This window comes from Phaeovulum sp. (genome assembly GCF_047638075.1).
Classification (GTDB): domain Bacteria; phylum Pseudomonadota; class Alphaproteobacteria; order Rhodobacterales; family Rhodobacteraceae; genus UBA6197.
In genome coordinates this window covers 70,224-86,952 of the sequence record NZ_JBLJBV010000057.1, presented here as the reverse complement: position 1 = coordinate 86,952, position 16,729 = coordinate 70,224, and the positions used below count along the sequence as shown (strand labels likewise).

The following is a 16,729-nucleotide window of genomic DNA, read 5'->3' as shown; positions in this document are numbered from 1 at the left end:
CGCTCATGGGCCTACGGGTTTCGGGGTCAGCGCTTGATGTTGGTGGTTTCTTGCAACATTTCATCAACGGTCTGGATGACCTTCGCGTTTGAGGAATAGGCGCGCTGGGTTTGAATCAGATTGGTCAGCTCCGCCGCAACATCAGTGGTTGACCCTTCGCGCGCATAACCAACCACTGCCCCCGTAGGCCCATCACCCGCATCCCACAAAAAGAACGATCCCGAATCCGGAGACACCTGAAAGGTTTGATTGTTCAATGTGGTCAACCCGTTGGGGTTGGGCACGTCAACAAGCGGTATCTGGTATAGTGTACGGATAAATCCGGTGTCGTAAGTGGCGCGGATGTAGCCGTTCTCATCCACCTCTACGGCAGTCAGGTTTCCAACAGGTGAGCCATCCTTGGTAATTGACGTAGTTGCAAAGCTGTCCGATAGCTGGGTCAGGCCGTTGGTATCGCCAATTTTTCCAATCGCCATTTCCAAAGCGCCGCCATCAACCGTTAGTGCCAACGTTCCTGTGCCGCTGTCATAGGCCCCGCCAGAATTGACATGGACGTTGGCAAGCGTGCCGCCATTACCGCGAGAGGCGTCAAAGGTTAGCGTATAATCGCCGATCGGCGCATTGCCCTGTGCCGAGTCCTTGATCACCATACGCCACTGATTGGACTGTCCTGTTGCCGGGACGACTGGCTCAAAGGTAACAGAGAGCGTTTCTGACGTGCCCAGATTGCCAAAATACTCAATGGAAGCTGGTTGAATGCTGCCTGCTGAACCGGCCTTGGTTTCTACTGCAGGTAGGTTGACCCCCAACCTCATTTTGGTTGTAGGGTCGCCCGCCGTCTGATTGGAATTGATTACGACCGGTTTCAGCCCCGCCTGAGTATCGCGCGGCAAAACGGAAATACTACCATCAGCATTCGCTGGCCAACCTAGCAGAACCAAGCCTGATCCCGTTTTCAGCGTGCCAGTACTATCCGTATGAAAGCTGCCCGTTGTGGTCATCATCAGCGGTTGTTCGCCGGTTATATTGCCCAGGGATACCTGGGTTGTGACGGGCAGCATCCCGCGCCCTGACACAGCAATATCCAACGCGTTCGACGTCGAAACCAGTGATCCACGCTCATCTATCAGGCGCGAGGTTGCGGCGCGAACGCCCCCGGCAGAATAGACGCCTGCGCTGCGCGCCTGATTGATAACCATACTGTCAAAATCCGCCGACGCACGTTTATAGCCGTAAGTGGCCGAGTTGGCGATGTTGTCAGAGATGGTCGCAAGTCGGGTTGCATTGGCTGCAAGGCCCGCCACGCCCGCATTCAGCGAAGAAGAAATGGACATTAGAGGTGCGCCTTTCTGATGCTGCGTCCTGTGATCTGCGGTCACATTGCGCACTGCAGCCTTAACATCGCCCTAACGCCTAAAATTATAAGAACTTTGCATCTATTGGCCGGCCACACTGGGTGCAGGCATTTCAGCCTGGCGATACCCGCCCACACCAGGCGCATATGCGACCGCCCATAAACATCTGCAACCGTGACCCTTTATAGCACAATGCCGTAAGTCGTCAGCGCAGATGGTGCCGCAGCACCTGAATTTCTAAATTTTCAGAAGGGTCTGAAATATCCGGTATGGGCGCGTTTTGACACGCGCCACACGCCGTTTTCTGTTGATCCCCAAAGTCAGGTTTTCGCATCACGTTTATGGCCGCTTCATCGCGTCGCGCAGGGCTGCGCCGAAGCTTCCGGTTTCCGCAGGCTTTGGCCCCGCGCTGGCGTGGCGGGGGGCAGGCTTTCCGCTGGGTTTCGGGGTGGATTGCGGACGTGGTTCGCCGCCATCCTTGCGCATCGTCAGGCCAATGCGTTTGCGGGCGGGGTCAACCTCGGTCACGCGGACCTTGACCACATCGCCTGCTTTGACCACCTCATGCGGGTCTTTGACAAAGCGGTCGGCCAGTTGGCTGACATGGACCAACCCGTCCTGATGCACGCCGATATCCACAAACGCGCCAAAGGCGGCGACGTTGGTGACCGTGCCTTCCAGCAACATTCCGGGGCGCAGGTCGGAAATCTCATTCACCCCCTCCGCGAAGGTTGCGGTGCGAAACTCTGGGCGGGGGTCACGACCGGGTTTTTCCAGCTCGGCCAGAATATCGCGCACGGTGGGCAGACCAAAGCTGGCATCGACAAAATCACCCGGTTCCAACGCGCGCAGGCGCGACGGATCGGCAGAAAGGCTGCGCAGATCACGGCCACAGGCGGCAATGATACGGCGCGCAAGGCCGTAAGCCTCGGGGTGGACGGACGATCCGTCAAGCGGCTCTGTTCCGCCCTGAATGCGCAAGAAACCGGCGCATTGCTCATAGGCTTTGGGGCCAAGGCGGGCAACCTTCAGCAGCTCTTTCCGGGTCGCAAAGGCGCCGTTCATATCGCGGTGCGCAACGATGGTTTCGGCCAGCCCCGGCCCGATTCCGGCCACGCGCGCCAACAGGGGCGCCGAGGCTGTGTTGAGTTCAACCCCCACGGCGTTCACCGCATCCTCGACCACTGCATCCAGCGCGCGGCCAAGGCGGTACTGGTCGACGTCATGCTGATACTGGCCAACGCCGATGGACTTGGGCTCGATCTTGACCAATTCGGCCAGCGGGTCTTGCAGCCGCCGTGCGATCGACACCGCACCACGAAGGCTGACGTCAAGATCGGGAAACTCTTGCGCCGCCAAGGCCGAGGCCGAATAGACCGAGGCCCCGGCCTCTGATACGATTACCTTCATCGGGCGCGGGCCGCTGCCGGGCAGCAGCGTCAACAGGTCCGCCACCATCTTTTCGGTTTCGCGGCTGGCCGTGCCATTACCGATCGCGATCAACTCGACCCCATATTTGCGGATCAGGGCGGCGATAGTGGCTTGCGCGCCGCGCAGGTCGTTCTTGGGTTGGAACGGATAGACGGTGGCAGTGTCCAACACCTTGCCCGTGGCATCGACGACGGCGCATTTCACCCCGGTGCGGATGCCCGGATCAAGGCCCAGTGTGGCGCGGCTGCCGGCGGGGGCCGCCAAAAGCAGGTCTTTGAGGTTGCGGCCAAAGACGCGGATTGCCTCTTCTTCGGCGCGGGCACGCAGATCGGCCAGCAGGTCGATGGTCAGCGTGGTGCGCAGCTTGACCCGCCAGGTCCAGCCCGCCACATCGGCCAACCACAGATCGCCAGGCGCGCGGCCGGTAGCGGCCAGCACCGCGCGGACCATTCCTTCGGCGGGGCTTTGGCCTGGCGCGGCACCGGCGTCCACCTCCAGATCAAGGTTCAGGTGGCCCTCATTGCGGCCCCGAAACATCGCCAGTGCGCGGTGACCTGCGGTGGTGGCCCAAGGCTCTGAATGGCTGAAATAGTCGGAAAACTTTGCGCCAGCGGTTTCCTGCCCCTCGATCACGCGGGAAACGACGCGGGCAAGACTGCGCATATGGCCGCGCAGACGGGCCAGCAGATCAGCGTTTTCGGTCACGCCCTCGGCGATGATGTCGCGCGCACCATCAAGGGCGGCTTTCACGTCTGGGACGGCGTCGGTGATATAGGCGGCAGCAAGATCGGCTGGGGTCAGCGTATGGTCCGCGAGGATCGACTCGGCCAAAGGTGCCAGCCCGTTTTCACGGGCAATCGTGGCGCGGGTGCGGCGCTTGGGTTTGTAGGGCAGGTAGATATCCTCAAGCTCGGCCTTGGTTGTGGTGCCCGCAATCCGCGCCTCAAGGTCGTCAGTCAGCTTGCCCTGTTCGCGGATCGAGCCAAGGATCGTATCGCGCCGCGCCGCCAGTTCGCGCAGATAGGCCAGCCGGTCGGCCAGCGTGCGGAGCTGCGTGTCGTCCAACCCGCCGGTCGCCTCTTTGCGGTAGCGCGCCACGAAGGGCACCGTGGCGCCCCCGTCCAGCAGTGCCACGGCGGCGGTCACCTGATCGGGGCGGGCGCTGATTTCAGTGGCGATCAACGCCGAGATCTGGCGGGCGGAAGCAACAGAGACGGTCATGCGCGGCCTTTCCTATGTCTGGGCCGCAAGCCATACCCCGGTAGCGCCCCGCGCTCAAGCCGGTCAGCGCAGCCGTTTGCCCGCAGCGTCAAAATGAAAGCTGCGGGTTGGGTCGGGGGTAAGGTGGACAGCCTCATCAACGGTAAAATCTTGCTCGCCAAACAGGCGCACCGTCAACAGGCCATGCGGCTCTGCGCGGATATAGACCAGCGTTTCGCTGCCCAGCTTTTCAATATGGCTGACGGTGCCCGCTATCGGGCCTTCGCTGCGCGAAATTCCCAGATGTTCGGGGCGGATGCCAAGGGTGGCGCCGCGTGTGCCAAGGGCGGTGGCGTCCAGAAAATTCATTGTCGGGCTGCCGATGAACCCGGCAACAAAGGCATTGTCGGGGTCGTTGTAAACATCCATCGGGGCACCGACCTGCTCTACCCGACCCGCATTCAGCACGACAATCTTGTGGGCCAGTGTCATCGCCTCGATCTGGTCATGGGTGACGTAGATCATCGTTGCGCCCAGATCGCGGTGCAGGCGGGCAATTTCGATCCGGGTCTGGCCACGCAGGGCGGCGTCAAGGTTTGACAAGGGCTCGTCAAACAAGAACAGCTTGGGCGTGCGTACGATGGCCCGGCCAATCGCGACCCGCTGGCGCTGCCCGCCCGACAGCTCTGCCGGGCGCCGTGTAAGCAGCGGCTGCAACCCCAGCATATCGGCCGCCTGCCCAACCGATGCTGCAATTTCCGCCTTGGACGCGCCTGCCTGTTTCAGCGCCAGCCCCATGTTGCCGGCCACAGTCAGGTGCGGGTAAAGCGCGTAGGACTGAAACACCATCGCAATTTCGCGCTTGGCCGGGGCCACGTCATTGACCCGCCGACCAGCAATCTTGACCTCGCCCGAGGTGACATCTTCCAGCCCGGCAATCATCCGCAACAGGGTCGATTTCCCGCACCCCGAAGGGCCGACGAAGACGCAAAACTCGCCTTCGGAAACCTCAAGGTCCACACCCTTGATGACCTCGACAGGGCCGAAGGATTTGGTGACATTGGAAAGGGTCAGGGCACCCATCAGCGCCTCCTAAAGTTTGACCGGCAGGCCCGTGCGCACGCTTTCATCTGCCGCAAGGCAAATGGCGAGCGACTGGACAGCATCGGCAAGGTGTCGGGTCAGGTCGAGGTCATTGATGATAGCGTTGGCGACAAAGGCGGCCTGAAGGTCGCATAGCGCCTGATGGCCCGGTTCATCGGTCATGTTCAGGTCTTCGTCGGGCTGGCCGTTGCGGTGGATACGCAGCGATGAGGTTTTGGTATGTGTGTCTATATCGTCGGATTTGGCACTTTCCGGCATGCGGATCGACACCGCGCCATTGGGGCTGACCACGTCTTTCACGAAAAATGCGGTGTCAGACATCATCGGCCCCCAGCCTGCTTCGTACCAGCCAAGGCTGCCATCCTCGAACAGCACCTGAAAATGACCGTAGTTATACATATCGGGCGCGATTTCATCCGATAGCCGCAGCCCCATGCCGCGCACTTCGCGGGCGCGGGCATCGGTGATCTGGCACATCACATCAACATAGTGAACGCCGCAATCGACAATCGGCGGGGTCGTCTTCATCAGCGCCTTGTGCACCGCCCATGTCGGCCCCGAGGATTGCTGGTTCAGGTTCAGCCGAAATACATAAGGCCCACCCAGCGCCCGCGCCTCGGCAATAAGCCGCTGCCAACTGGGGTGGTGGCGCAGAATATATCCCACCACACATTTGCGCCCGGTTTTTTGGGCCATATCGGCCACACGCGCCGCATCTGCCACGGTGGTGGCCAGCGGTTTTTCCACGAATACATGCGCGCCCGCCTGCATCGCGGCCACGGCAAAATCAGCGTGGCTGTCGGAATAGGTGGCGATAGAGACCAGATCGGGCTGCAACCTCGCCAGCGCCTCGGCATAGTCAATGCTGACCGGGTAGCTGCGTAATTCGGCGGGTAGATCGACCGGGCTGCGGTTGATCAGTCCCACAATCTCAAACGCCGGGTCTGCGTGATAGGCCAGCGCATGGCTGCGCCCCATATTTCCCAGACCCGCCACCAAAACCCTGATCATTTAACCGCCCCCGCCGTAATTCCCCGGATCAACTGGCGCGAAAACGCCAGATAGAGAACCAACACCGGCAAAATCGCCAGCGACAGCGCCGCCAGAACCGCGTTCCAGTTTGTCACGAACTGCCCGATAAAGACTTGGCTGCCCAGCGTCACCGTCTTGGTGCTTTCGGCGGGCGCAAGGATCAGCGGAAACCACAGATCGTTCCAGATCGGGATCATCGTGAACACTGCCACCGTCGCCATCGCGGGCCGTACCAATGGCAATACCAGCGTGAAAAAGATCCGGTATTCGCTTAACCCGTCAATTCGGCCGGCGTTCTTGAGGTCATCCGAAACCCCGCGCATGAATTCAGACAGGATGAATACCGCCAAGGGCAGCCCCTGCGCGGTATAGACCAAAATCAGCGCGGTCAATGTGTTGACCAACCCACCCGCAACCATCATCTGCAAAATCGCCACCGTGCCCAGCCGGATCGGAATCATGATCCCCAGTGCCAGATAAAGCCCCATCAGCAGATTGCCGCGAAACCGGTATTCGCTAAGCGCAAAGGCCGCCATCGCGCCAAACAGCAGCACGAAAAACAGGCTAGCCACCGTGACGGTCAGCGAGTTCTGAAAATAAAGCAGAAAGTCGCCCTGCTCCAACACGGTGCGGTATCCGACCGTGTCAAAGGTGCTGGCCGAGGGCAGCGACAAGGGCTGCGAAAAGATCGCCTTGCGCGACTTGAAACTGTTGATCACCACCACGAACACCGGAAACAGCGCGATCAGCGTATAGGTTATCAGCACCGCATGGGCGGCAATGGTGCGGCGGGTTGAGGCGCGGGCCTGTGCCATGATCCCCCCTTAGAACTGATAGCGGCGCAGCCGCGTCTGAATGGCGAACAGATAGACTGATACCCCGGCCAGAATGATCAAAAACATCGCCGTCGCAATGCTGGCCCCCATATGCGGGTCGCCCAGTTGCAACTGAAACCCAAAGAAGGTGCGGTAAAGGAATGTCCCCAGAATGTCGGTCGCGTAGTTCGGCCCGGCAAGTGCACCCTGGCTGACATAGATTAGGTCGAACGCATTGAAATTCCCCACAAACGTCAGGATCGAGATGATCCCGATCGCGGGTAGTATAAGCGGCAGCTTGATCTTCCAGAACTGGCTCGCGCCGGTGACGCCGTCCACCTCGGCCGCCTCCAGAATTTCATCGGGAATGCTTAACAGCGCGGCGTAGATCAGCATCATCGGAATACCCACGAACTGCCAGACAGAAATCAGCGCCAGCGTCGTCAGCGCATAGGCTTCCTTGCCCAGCCAGGGCGCAAATAGCGCCTTCAGCCCCACCGCATCCAGCATCCCCGGCGCAATCCCCCAAATTGGCGACAGGATCAGCTTCCACACAAACCCGACGATCACGAAGCTGAGGATCGTCGGAATGAAAATCGCCGTCCGGTAAAAAGCCGCCATTCGCAGGCGGGGCGATGACAAAAGCGCCGCCAGCGCCACCCCGATCGGGTTTTGCACCAGCATATGCACCACAAAGAACCACGTGTTATTGCCAAGCGCGTTCCAAAAACTCTCTGACCAGCGCGGATCTCCGAACAGGGTGCGGAAATTGTCTAACCCTACAAAGGCCCTCACCCCGTCCACCATATTGAACAGCGACAGGTTCAGCGTTGCGAACAACGGCACGATCATGATCGCGGTATAGACCGCCACCGCAGGGGCAAGAAACACCCCGATATGCCAGCGGATCGGTTTCCGTTCTGCCATGATCGCCCCTTTCACTCTGGTAAAGATATCCTCGGGGGGTGCGGGGGGCAGACAGCCCCCCCGCACCCAAAGCCTCAGCCCGCGCTTACTTTTGCGGATCGTACCACGAGGCCAGCCCCTCTTGCAGGCGTTTTCCGGCATCCTCGGGGGTTTCAGACCCGCGGATCACGTTGGCGCTGGCGTTCCAGGTCTCGTTTTCCAGGTTCGGCGTGCCACGCGACAGGATCTGATAGGTCGACCGGATCGTCGATTTACAGGTGTCGCGCCAGCTGACGAATTCCTGCGCCAGCGGGTCTTCCAGCGTCACAGGCGCATTCTGCAATGAAAAGAACCCCGGCAGCGCGTTGGAATAAAGGCTCGCAAATTCAGGCGTGCCGACCCAGTTCAAAAAGGTCTTCGCGGCCTCGGCATTGGGCGACGCGGCGTTCAGCCCGATGGCAATATCGGCATGGTCCGAAATGTAGCACTCATCGCCTTCGGCCTGAACCGGCGGGTTGAAGGCTCCCATGTCGAAATCAGCCTGCGCCCGGAACCCCGAAATTTCCCACGAACCGGCGGGGTAGATCGCGGCGCGGCCCAGTGTGAACAGGTTTTGGCTGTCGGGGTAGGTCTGTGCCTCGAACCCGTCACCCAGATAATCCTTCCACTTAGCCAACTGCCGATAGGGCGCAACCCAACCCTCATCGGTCAATTTCTGGTCGCCCTTGATCAGCGCCAGACGGCCTTCCTCGCCTTTCCAGTAGTTCGGGCCGATGTTGTTATAGCCCATCGTTGCGGCTTCCCACTGGTCATTGGTGCCCATCGCCATCGGGATATAGGTGCCGTCTTCCTTGATCTTGTCCAAGACGGCAAAGAATTCGGCTTCGGTCTTGGGTGGCTCAATCCCCAGCTCGGTGAAGGCGTCCTTGTTGTAGATGAACCCATGGATGACCGAGGCCATCGGCACGCAGAACGTATGCGCCCCATCATCGGTCGACCACGCAGATTTGGCCACATCACTGAAATTAGCCATCGCCGGAAGGTCGGTCAGATCGGCCAGTTTGCCCTTTTTGTATAGCTCAAGCGAGGCATCGAACGGGCGGCAGGTAATCAGATCGCCCGCAGACCCCGCATCCAGTTTTGAGTTCAGCACCGCGTTGTATTCGGGCGGGGCCGAGGGGTTGAACTTGACTTTGATACCGGGGTTCGCGGCCTCGAACGCGGGAATGATCTTGTCTTGCCAGATCGTCAGGTCGTCATTGCGCCAGCTTTCGATGTTTAGCGTCACGTCCTGTGCGTAGGCGGCGCCGCCCAGCAGCGTGCTGGCCAAAAATGCCATACGAAGGGTCTTGGTGGTCATTGTCTTCTCCCGTTGTGGGGGGCGTTTGCCCCTGATTTCTATGTTTTCAGCGCGGCGAGCGCTGGGCCCAGTTGCCCCCCGCTCGCCGTCAACAGACCCTGCGCCTGTTCCATACTGGCCCCGGCGGCGATTAACACCGCCGGTTTTACCGCGCCGCCCGCAGCGTCCAGCGCCGCCACGGCCTCTGCCTTGGTGCGGTCTGCAAGATCCGCCACGATCCCGGTGGCGCGTTCCATCAGCTTGGCATTCTCAGCCTGAAGGTTGACCATCCTGCCCGCATGAATATGCCCTAGCAGCATCGCCGCCCGGGTCGAGATCACGTTCAGGGCGACCTTTTGCGCCGTTGCTGCCGCCATACGCGTCGATCCTGCCAGCATCTCGGGGCCTGTGTCCAAAAGCACGGGCAGATCGCACTCGGTCAGAAGGGGGGCGTCTGCGTTATTGGCCAGCCCGGCCACCTTGGCCCCTACAGCGCGGGCGGCCCGCGCCACCGCCATCGTGTAGGGTGTGGACCCCGACGCCGAAACGCAGATCACCAGATCGCCCACCTTTGGCGCTACCTTTGCCAGATCGGCCCGCGCGGATGCCGGGTCATCTTCGACCTGACCCTTCATGTGAACCAGCGCGTCAGTGCCGCCCGCAAACAATATCGGGGTGCGGTCGGGCGGCAGACCAAAGGTGCCCGCAAGTTCCAGGCAATCGGCCAGCGCCATCAGCCCGGCGCTACCTGCGCCTGCGTAGATCAGCCGATGCCCTTGGCGCAGCGCGTCTGCGGCCATGGTTGCGACATCCTCAAGCGCGGGCAAGGCGGGGCGAATAGCGGCAAGAGAGGCGGCTTGCGCTTCAAAAAGCTGCGTGACAGCGGCCGTGCCCGTCAGGGCGTCCAGCCCAGCGGCCAACGGATGCGATTCCTCGGTGCGCCGTGTGGTCATTCGAATCTTCCCCCTCCGTAAAATTATAATGCCAAACTAATACCAATAGTAAAGCATTTTGTCGGGAAGGCCCTATCGCTGGGTTAAATTAGTTGATCCACGAAGCGCTTCCCCTTTTGGTATTGTTTTGGTATCGTTTCCGTAGCGGGAGGGTCCAACATGTTCTTTTTGGGTGTGGATGGCGGGGGCACCGGGTGCCGTGCGGCGCTGGCCGATGGCGCGGGTCGGATTATCGGGCGCGGCGAAGGTGGCCCGGCCAATATTGCCACCAACCCCGAAGCAGCCCGCAGCAACATCCTTGATGCCGCGCGCCAGGCCCTTGGCGATCACGCGCCCGAAGCCGAGGTTTGCGCCGTTCTGGGCCTTGCCGGGGCGAACCTTCCCGAACGCGCCAATTGGCTGGCCGCGCGTTTGCCCTTTGGCCGTGTAAGCGTGGTCTCAGACGCGCGGATTGCCGTCAAAGGTGCGTTGGGTGACGATGACGGGATTGTTGCGGCGGTGGGAACCGGGTCGGTATTTGCCAGCCAACGCGCGGGGCAGATGCGGATCATCGGCGGGTGGGGGTTCTTGCTGGGCGATGAAGGTTCGGGCGCATGGATCGGGCGGGCACTATTGATACGGGCGTTGCGCGCGCTTGACGGTTTTGTGCCTATGACCCCCTGCCTGCGGGCGGTGTTGGACGAACGCGGCGGTGCCCCGGCCGTGGTCGATTTCGCCAAAACGGCGCAACCCGCAGATTTTGCAGCCTACGCACCGCGTATTCTGGCCGAGGCCGCGGCGGGCGATACGGCAGCGCAGGCCGTCATATCGGCTGCCGCAGATGAGGTGACGGCAGCCGTTGTGTTGTTGCAGCAAGAGGGCGATACCGTTCCCGTGGTGTTTCTGGGCGGGCTGGGCCCAACATTCGCGGTGCGAACGCGGGCGCTTTGGCCGGTTCTGCCTGCCAAGGGAACGGCGCTGGACGGGGCGCTATGGCTTGCCCGGCAGGGGGGCGGCTGATGCATCAGATATTTTCGCCTGACGGGTTTGCAGACGCCGGCGCGGGCCCGCTTTACCGCCAGCTTCAACGCCGGATCGCCGCAGCGATTGCTGAACGTCGCCTGCTACCCGGTGACAGCCTGCCGCCCGAACGTGACATGGCGGCGATGACCGGGTTGTCGCGGGTGACGGTGCGCAAGGCGGTGCAGGCATTGGTCGAGGCGGGGCATCTGGTGCAACGGCGCGGGTCTGGCACCTTCGTCGCCCCTAAAGTCGAACGGTTGGAACAGGCGCTGTCGTTGCTGACCTCTTTCACCGAGGATATGGCGCGGCGCGGGAAACAGGTGGAATCGGTCTGGCTGAACCGGGCGCTTCATTCCCCCACGCCGGAAGAGGTTATGGCGCTGGGCCTTTCAGCCAAAGACCGCGTCGCCCGGTTGGAGCGTGTTCGCCGTGCCGATGGTGTGCCGCTGGCGATAGAACGCGCGGCGCTGTCATCTGCGGTTTTGCCAGATCCGATGCAGGTGGATCGGTCCTTGTATGCGGTCTTGGCCGAACGTGGCCTACGCCCTGTGCGCGCGGTACAGCGTATTTCGGCCGCCAATCTGGGTGCGCAGGATGCCGCACTTTTGGAGGTGCCGGTCGGGGCTGCCGGTCTTAGGATCGAGCGGATTTCCTATCTGCCTTCGGGTCGGGTCGTGGAATTCACCCGCTCGGTTTACCGGGGCGATGCGTATGACTTTGCCGCAGAGTTGCAAATTGCGCCGGAAGGCGCAGAAGGGTCTGTATGACCCCGATAAACCCGTAATCGACGGAGTCAATATGAACGTTCAAATCTTTTCCGGAGCCATGGTGTTTGATGGCGGACAGATGCTGGCCGATCACTCGGTCGTGGTTAAAAACGGCTCTATTACAGCCATTCTGGCCGATTCAGACGTGCCCAATGGCGAAACGGTCGTGTTGCAGGGCGGGGTGTTGGCGCCCGGTCTGATCGACCTTCAGGTCAACGGCGGCGGCGGCGTGATGCTTGACGGTTCGGCCGATGTCGCGTGCATCGCACATATCTGCGCCACCCATGGCGGGCTGGGCGCAACGGGCATCTTGCCAACGCTGATCACCGACACGCCGCAGGCCACTGCGGCCGCTATTTCCGCCGGGATCGCGGCGGCGCAGGCGGGTGTGCCGGGCTTTTTGGGTCTGCATCTGGAGGGGCCGCACCTGGACCCCCGCCGCAAGGGCGCGCATGACCCTGCCCTGATCCGGCCGATGGACGAAGGTGACCTTAAGGCGCTTTGTGTGGCGGCAGCGGCGCTGCCCGCGCTGATGGTGACATTGGCCCCCGCATCGGTCACGACCGCGCAAATTGCCACCTTGGCGGCGGCGGGGGCGGTGGTCAGCCTTGGTCATGCCGACTGCACCCTGTCCGAGGCGGATGCCGCGATGGATGCGGGCGCGCGCTGCGTTACCCATCTTTTCAACGCGATGAGCCAGTTGGGCAGCCGCGAGCCCGGTCTTGTCGGGGCGGCGCTAAGGTCGCGCCCTTATGCCGGGTTGATTGCCGACGGGCTGCATGTTCATCCACATACGATCGGGCTGGCGCTGGCGGCCAAGGGTCTGGGCAAAGTGTTTCTGGTCTCGGATGCGATGGCGGTTGCGGGTACGGATGTGACGGATTTTACCTTGGGCGGGCGTCGCATTCTGCGCCAACAGGGCCGCCTGACGTTGGAGGATGGCACCCTGGCCGGGGCCGACCTGACCCTGCCCGAGGCAGTGCGCACGATGATCCGCATCATCGGCCTGCGGCCTGAACAGGCGTTGGCCATGGCAACCAGCGTGCCGGCGGGCCTGTTGGGGCTAGCGGATGAAATCGGCCTTATCGCGCCCGGCGTTGTCGCCAATTTGGTGCATTTCGATACGGATTGGCAATTGGCGGGCGTCTGGCGGGCAGGAAAGCCGCTGGTGCAGGCAAAACCCGCTGGCCCCGGCTCTTGAAGGGTTCATGGCCCAGCCAGACCAAGGCGATGGGTGGGTCACGTCTGGGTATCGCCGGGACAAGGCGCGATTCATCCCCTTTTTAGGGCCGCATATAGGGAAACGCCGCCCCTCGATTGCCTTGCGCGATCAGGGATGAACGATTCCGCTGTTGTTTCCTTGGGCCAGAACGGCTAACCCGCGCAGCGAATGAAACACATATCCGACAGGCGCGAAATATGGCCAAACGGCCCGTGAACCAGTGGAAAACACTCGACAAGGATCTTGGCCGCATTGGCCGCCTTGAAGATGCGACGCAATTTGTGGCCCGGCCCTTGGTGGCGCCGGGCATCGCGCTGGCATTCATCGTGCTGGTAGCGGTAGGCGCAATGCTGTTCATGGGGCGCGAGTCGGTTTCCATCGTGGTTGTCGCCGCCGCGGCAATCGGTGCCTATATGGCGCTGAACATTGGCGCCAACGATGTTGCCAACAACATGGGCCCCGCGGTCGGTGCCGAGGCGCTGACCATGGGCGGTGCGCTGATCATCGCGGCAATCTGCGAGACTTCTGGCGCGTTACTGGCGGGTGGCGATGTCGTCAGGACGATATCTTCTGATATCGTGGCCCCCGGCACAATGGCCGATAGTACCCATTTCATCTGGGCGATGATGGCAGCCCTGTTGGCGGCAGCACTTTGGCTAAATCTGGCAACCATGTTGGGCGCGCCGGTTTCCACCACCCACTCCATTGTTGGCGGTGTTGTGGGGGCGGGGGTTGTTGCGGCTGGGTTTAGCGCGGTGAATTGGCCCAAACTGGGGGAAATCGCCGCGAGCTGGGTCATCTCTCCGGTGATGGGCGGGGTGATTGCGGCGTTGTTTCTGGCCTTTATCAAGGCCAGGATCATGTATCAGGATGACAAACTGGCAGCGGCACGTAAATGGGTTCCGGTGCTGGTTGGCATCATGGCCGGGGTTTTTGCCACCTATCTGGCGACCAAGGGCCTGAAAAAGATCTTCCCGATGACGCTTGGCACCGCCGCGCTGATCGGGCTGGCAATCGGCATCTTGTCATGGGCGCTTTCGGTGCCGCTGATCCGCCATCAGTCCGAAGGTCTGGAAAACCGCAAGAAATCACTGAAAAAGCTGTTTGCCTTGCCATTGGTTCTTTCAGCGGGGCTTTTGTCGTTTGCGCATGGTGCCAATGACGTCGCCAATGCGGTGGGTCCACTGGCGGCCATCGTGCATGCTGTTGCCGCGGGCGATATCGGGTCCAGCGTCACCATTCCGATCTGGGTGATGGTTGTGGGTGCGCTGGGTATTTCCATGGGTCTGGTCCTGTTCGGGCCAAAACTGATCCGCTTGGTCGGGTCCGAGATTACCAAGCTGAACCCGATGCGCGCCTATTGCGTCGCGCTGTCCGCAGCGGTCACAGTCATTCTGGCATCCTGGCAGGGGCTTCCGGTCAGTTCGACCCATATTGCGGTGGGCGCTATTTTCGGCGTGGGCTTTTACCGCGAATGGCATTCAGAGCGGCGCGCACGCGCGCTGGGGCTAAGCAAGGGCAAACCCGTACCCGCCGAAGAACGCTCGCGCCGCAAACTGGTGCGCCGGTCGCATTTTCTGACCGTGGCGGCAGCTTGGGTGGTTACGGTCCCTGCCTCGGCGATGCTGTCGGCAGTGATCTATCTGTTGCTGAACACGCTTACCGACTGATGTGGTTCAAACTACCACGTCCAGTGCGGCCTGTTCGCCAACGTCAAACACCTTTTTGTAGCGCGCAATCTCGGCCTTGGGGCCGGTAGCTTTGGCGGGGTTGTCTGACAGTTTTACCGTTGGTCGCCCGTTTGCGGACACGGCCTTGCACACAAGGCTGAAGGGTGCCAGCCCGTCCCCTTCCACGAGGCCACGGAAATCATTGGTCAGCAGCGTGCCCCAACCGAACGATACCTTGACCCGCCCGGCAAAGCGCGCCTGAAGCGCCAATATCATTTCCACATCCAGCCCGTCCGAAAAGATCACCAGCTTTTCACGCGGGTCTTCGCCGCGCGACTGCCACCAGCGGATCGCGGTTTCGGCCCCTTCTGCAGGGTCACCACTGTCGATACGGATGCCGGTCCAACCTGCCAGCCAATCAGGGGCGTGTTTCAAAAAGCCCTCGGTGCCATAGGTGTCGGGCAGGATGATGCGCAAATTGCCCGAGTGTTCTTCGTGCCAGTCGGCCAGCACGCGGTAGGGCGCCTGGCGCAGATCTTCGTCCGATTCCGCAAGCGCGGCATAGACCATCGGCAATTCATGCGCGTTGGTGCCGATTGCCTCGATTTCGCGGCGTTGGGCGATCAGACAGTTCGAGGTGCCGGTGAACGCCTCTCCCAAGCCCTCCATCATCGCCTGAACACACCAATCCTGCCACAGAAACGAATGCCGCCTGCGCGTGCCAAAATCCGCAATACGCAGGTCTTTGGGGCCCCTTAGCTGCTTGATCTTTTCCCAGACGCGGGTCATTGCGCGGGCGTAAAGCACCTGCAACTCAAACCGCCCCATGTCTTTCAGCACCGCGCGCGAGCGCAGTTCCATCAGCACCGCCAGTGCCGGAATTTCCCACATCATCACTTCGGGCCAGCGGCCTTCAAAGGTCAGATCAAACTGGCCGTCGCGCTTTTCAAGATAGTAGGGCGGCAGGCGCATATTCTCGAACCACTGCATGAAGTCAGGGCGGAACATCTGGCGTTTGCCGTAAAATGTATTGCCGCGCAGCCATGTGCTTTCGCCGCGCGTCAACGACAGGGCGCGCACATGGTCAAGCTGTTCGCGTAACTCGCCCTCATCAACCAGATCGGCAAGGCGGATGGATTTGGTCCGGTTGATCAGGCTGAAGGTAACCGTTGTGTCGGGTTTGTTACGAAACACCGACTGGCACATCAGCAGTTTGTAAAAATCCGTGTCGATCAAGGACCGCACGATAGGGTCGATTTTCCATTTGTGGTTATAGACCCGCGTTGCGATATCAACCATTCACGCCTCCAGTGTCACGCCGGCGGTGCGCATGGCATCGCGCGCAGCGGCAAGCGAGCCATCAAGATCAATCGCGCGGCACGCCCCCTCCAGCACCCGCGCGGCAAAGCCGAGTCTGGTGGCGTCCATGGCCGACCAGGCCACGCAGTAATCCTGCGCAAGGCCAACAAAGGTCAGATCGGTAATGCCCCGGTCGCGCAGATAGCCGGCAAGCCCGGTGGGGGTGGTATGGTCGTTTTCAAAGAATGCGGAATAGCTGTCGATCTGCGGGCGAAAGCCTTTGCGGATGATCATATCGGCAGGGTCGGTGCGCAAATCGGGGTGAAAGGCTGCGCCATTCGTGCCCTGAACGCAATGGCGCGGCCAAAGCGTTTGCCGGCCATAGGGCATGTCTATCTGGGTAAAGGGCGCAGCACCTGGGTGCTGGTCTGCGAAAGAGGAATGGTTTTGCGGGTGCCAGTCCTGCGTCAGCACGACCACAGGAAAATCTGGCATCAGCGTGTTGATTGGCGCGATGATGTCATCACCGCCTTTGACCGCTAGCGCCCCACCAGGGCAAAAATCGTTCTGCAGATCAATCACGATCAGGGCATTATGCGTGGCAGACATGACTTTCCTCATTTTTCCCTAAGTC

At 61.1% G+C, this 16,729-nt stretch carries 14 protein-coding genes; 4 read left to right on the top strand and 10 right to left on the bottom strand.

All coding sequences use genetic code 11. The features are described from left to right. Nucleotides 1–26 precede the first annotated feature (26 nt). The 8 genes from ACM62R_RS08950 to ACM62R_RS08915 all read right to left on the bottom strand — a co-directional run bounded on the left by ACM62R_RS08950 (nt 27) and on the right by ACM62R_RS08915 (nt 10,135). Nucleotides 27–1,334, bottom strand: coding sequence for a flagellar hook protein FlgE (locus ACM62R_RS08950; protein WP_415183712.1), 1,308 nt, complete (start codon nt 1,332–1,334; stop codon nt 27–29). A gap of 360 nt (nt 1,335–1,694) precedes the next feature. Further along, on the bottom strand, nt 1,695–4,007 hold the full coding sequence (locus ACM62R_RS08945; protein ID WP_415183711.1) for a Tex family protein: 2,313 nt from the start codon (nt 4,005–4,007) through the stop codon (nt 1,695–1,697). A gap of 63 nt (nt 4,008–4,070) precedes the next feature. Then, complete coding sequence (locus ACM62R_RS08940; protein WP_415183710.1) at nt 4,071–5,069, bottom strand: ABC transporter ATP-binding protein; 999 nt, start codon at nt 5,067–5,069, stop codon at nt 4,071–4,073. A 9-nt stretch (nt 5,070–5,078) separates the two neighbouring features. Then, a complete protein-coding gene (locus ACM62R_RS08935; RefSeq protein ID WP_415183709.1) occupies nt 5,079–6,101 on the bottom strand; it encodes a Gfo/Idh/MocA family protein in 1,023 nt (340 codons plus the stop codon). Further along, nucleotides 6,098–6,937, bottom strand: a complete 840-nt coding sequence (locus ACM62R_RS08930) for a carbohydrate ABC transporter permease (RefSeq protein WP_415183708.1) — start codon at nt 6,935–6,937, stop codon at nt 6,098–6,100. Before ACM62R_RS08930 ends, ACM62R_RS08935 begins: the two co-directional genes overlap by 4 nt. Before the next feature lie 9 nt (nt 6,938–6,946). Further along, nucleotides 6,947–7,864 (bottom strand): carbohydrate ABC transporter permease, encoded by a 918-nt coding sequence (locus ACM62R_RS08925; RefSeq protein WP_415183707.1) that lies wholly within the window; start codon nt 7,862–7,864, stop codon nt 6,947–6,949. Nucleotides 7,865–7,949: 85 nt separating this feature from the next. Next, nucleotides 7,950–9,203, bottom strand: coding sequence for an ABC transporter substrate-binding protein (locus ACM62R_RS08920; RefSeq protein ID WP_415183706.1), 1,254 nt, complete (start codon nt 9,201–9,203; stop codon nt 7,950–7,952). Nucleotides 9,204–9,241: 38 nt separating this feature from the next. Continuing rightward, nucleotides 9,242–10,135: an N-acetylmuramic acid 6-phosphate etherase gene (locus ACM62R_RS08915; protein WP_415183705.1), complete on the bottom strand. Its 894-nt coding sequence runs from the start codon at nt 10,133–10,135 to the stop codon at nt 9,242–9,244. A gap of 159 nt (nt 10,136–10,294) precedes the next feature. Between ACM62R_RS08915 and ACM62R_RS08910 the strand changes: the two genes are divergently transcribed. The 4 genes from ACM62R_RS08910 (at nt 10,295) to ACM62R_RS08895 (ending at nt 14,796) form a co-directional block, all read left to right on the top strand. Further along, a complete protein-coding gene (locus ACM62R_RS08910; protein ID WP_415183704.1) occupies nt 10,295–11,134 on the top strand; it encodes a BadF/BadG/BcrA/BcrD ATPase family protein in 840 nt (279 codons plus the stop codon). Then, entirely contained in the window at nt 11,134–11,904 is a 771-nt protein-coding gene (locus tag ACM62R_RS08905; protein WP_415183703.1) for a GntR family transcriptional regulator, read from the top strand. The genes ACM62R_RS08910 and ACM62R_RS08905 overlap by 1 nt, the downstream gene beginning before the upstream one ends. A 31-nt stretch (nt 11,905–11,935) precedes the next feature. Then, nucleotides 11,936–13,105 (top strand): N-acetylglucosamine-6-phosphate deacetylase, encoded by a 1,170-nt coding sequence (gene nagA / locus ACM62R_RS08900; RefSeq protein ID WP_415183702.1) that lies wholly within the window; start codon nt 11,936–11,938, stop codon nt 13,103–13,105. A gap of 218 nt (nt 13,106–13,323) precedes the next feature. Further along, nucleotides 13,324–14,796 (top strand): inorganic phosphate transporter, encoded by a 1,473-nt coding sequence (locus tag ACM62R_RS08895; RefSeq protein WP_415183701.1) that lies wholly within the window; start codon nt 13,324–13,326, stop codon nt 14,794–14,796. A 6-nt stretch (nt 14,797–14,802) separates the two neighbouring features. Here the strand turns inward: ACM62R_RS08895 and pncB are convergent, their stop codons facing one another. Continuing rightward, nucleotides 14,803–16,095, bottom strand: coding sequence for a nicotinate phosphoribosyltransferase (pncB, locus tag ACM62R_RS08890; protein ID WP_415183700.1), 1,293 nt, complete (start codon nt 16,093–16,095; stop codon nt 14,803–14,805). Then, on the bottom strand, nt 16,096–16,704 hold the full coding sequence (gene pncA / locus ACM62R_RS08885; protein WP_415183699.1) for a bifunctional nicotinamidase/pyrazinamidase: 609 nt from the start codon (nt 16,702–16,704) through the stop codon (nt 16,096–16,098). It abuts the gene before it with no gap. Nucleotides 16,705–16,729 lie beyond the last annotated feature (25 nt).

What these genes read in the sequence shown, in the direction of transcription:
- ACM62R_RS08905 (WP_415183703.1), top strand. Translation starts at nt 11,134, where the DNA reads ATGCATCAGATATTTTCGCCTGACGGGTTTGCAGACGCCGGCGCGGGC.
- ACM62R_RS08950 (WP_415183712.1), bottom strand. Translation starts at nt 1,334, where the DNA reads ATGTCCATTTCTTCTTCGCTGAATGCGGGCGTGGCGGGCCTTGCAGCC.
- ACM62R_RS08940 (WP_415183710.1), bottom strand. Translation starts at nt 5,069, where the DNA reads ATGGGTGCCCTGACCCTTTCCAATGTCACCAAATCCTTCGGCCCTGTC.
- ACM62R_RS08910 (WP_415183704.1), top strand. Translation starts at nt 10,295, where the DNA reads ATGTTCTTTTTGGGTGTGGATGGCGGGGGCACCGGGTGCCGTGCGGCG.
- pncB (WP_415183700.1), bottom strand. Translation starts at nt 16,095, where the DNA reads ATGGTTGATATCGCAACGCGGGTCTATAACCACAAATGGAAAATCGAC.
- ACM62R_RS08925 (WP_415183707.1), bottom strand. Translation starts at nt 7,864, where the DNA reads ATGGCAGAACGGAAACCGATCCGCTGGCATATCGGGGTGTTTCTTGCC.
- ACM62R_RS08945 (WP_415183711.1), bottom strand. Translation starts at nt 4,007, where the DNA reads ATGACCGTCTCTGTTGCTTCCGCCCGCCAGATCTCGGCGTTGATCGCC.
- ACM62R_RS08930 (WP_415183708.1), bottom strand. Translation starts at nt 6,937, where the DNA reads ATGGCACAGGCCCGCGCCTCAACCCGCCGCACCATTGCCGCCCATGCG.
- ACM62R_RS08915 (WP_415183705.1), bottom strand. Translation starts at nt 10,135, where the DNA reads ATGACCACACGGCGCACCGAGGAATCGCATCCGTTGGCCGCTGGGCTG.
- nagA (WP_415183702.1), top strand. Translation starts at nt 11,936, where the DNA reads ATGAACGTTCAAATCTTTTCCGGAGCCATGGTGTTTGATGGCGGACAG.
- ACM62R_RS08935 (WP_415183709.1), bottom strand. Translation starts at nt 6,101, where the DNA reads ATGATCAGGGTTTTGGTGGCGGGTCTGGGAAATATGGGGCGCAGCCAT.
- ACM62R_RS08920 (WP_415183706.1), bottom strand. Translation starts at nt 9,203, where the DNA reads ATGACCACCAAGACCCTTCGTATGGCATTTTTGGCCAGCACGCTGCTG.
- ACM62R_RS08895 (WP_415183701.1), top strand. Translation starts at nt 13,324, where the DNA reads ATGGCCAAACGGCCCGTGAACCAGTGGAAAACACTCGACAAGGATCTT.
- pncA (WP_415183699.1), bottom strand. Translation starts at nt 16,704, where the DNA reads ATGTCTGCCACGCATAATGCCCTGATCGTGATTGATCTGCAGAACGAT.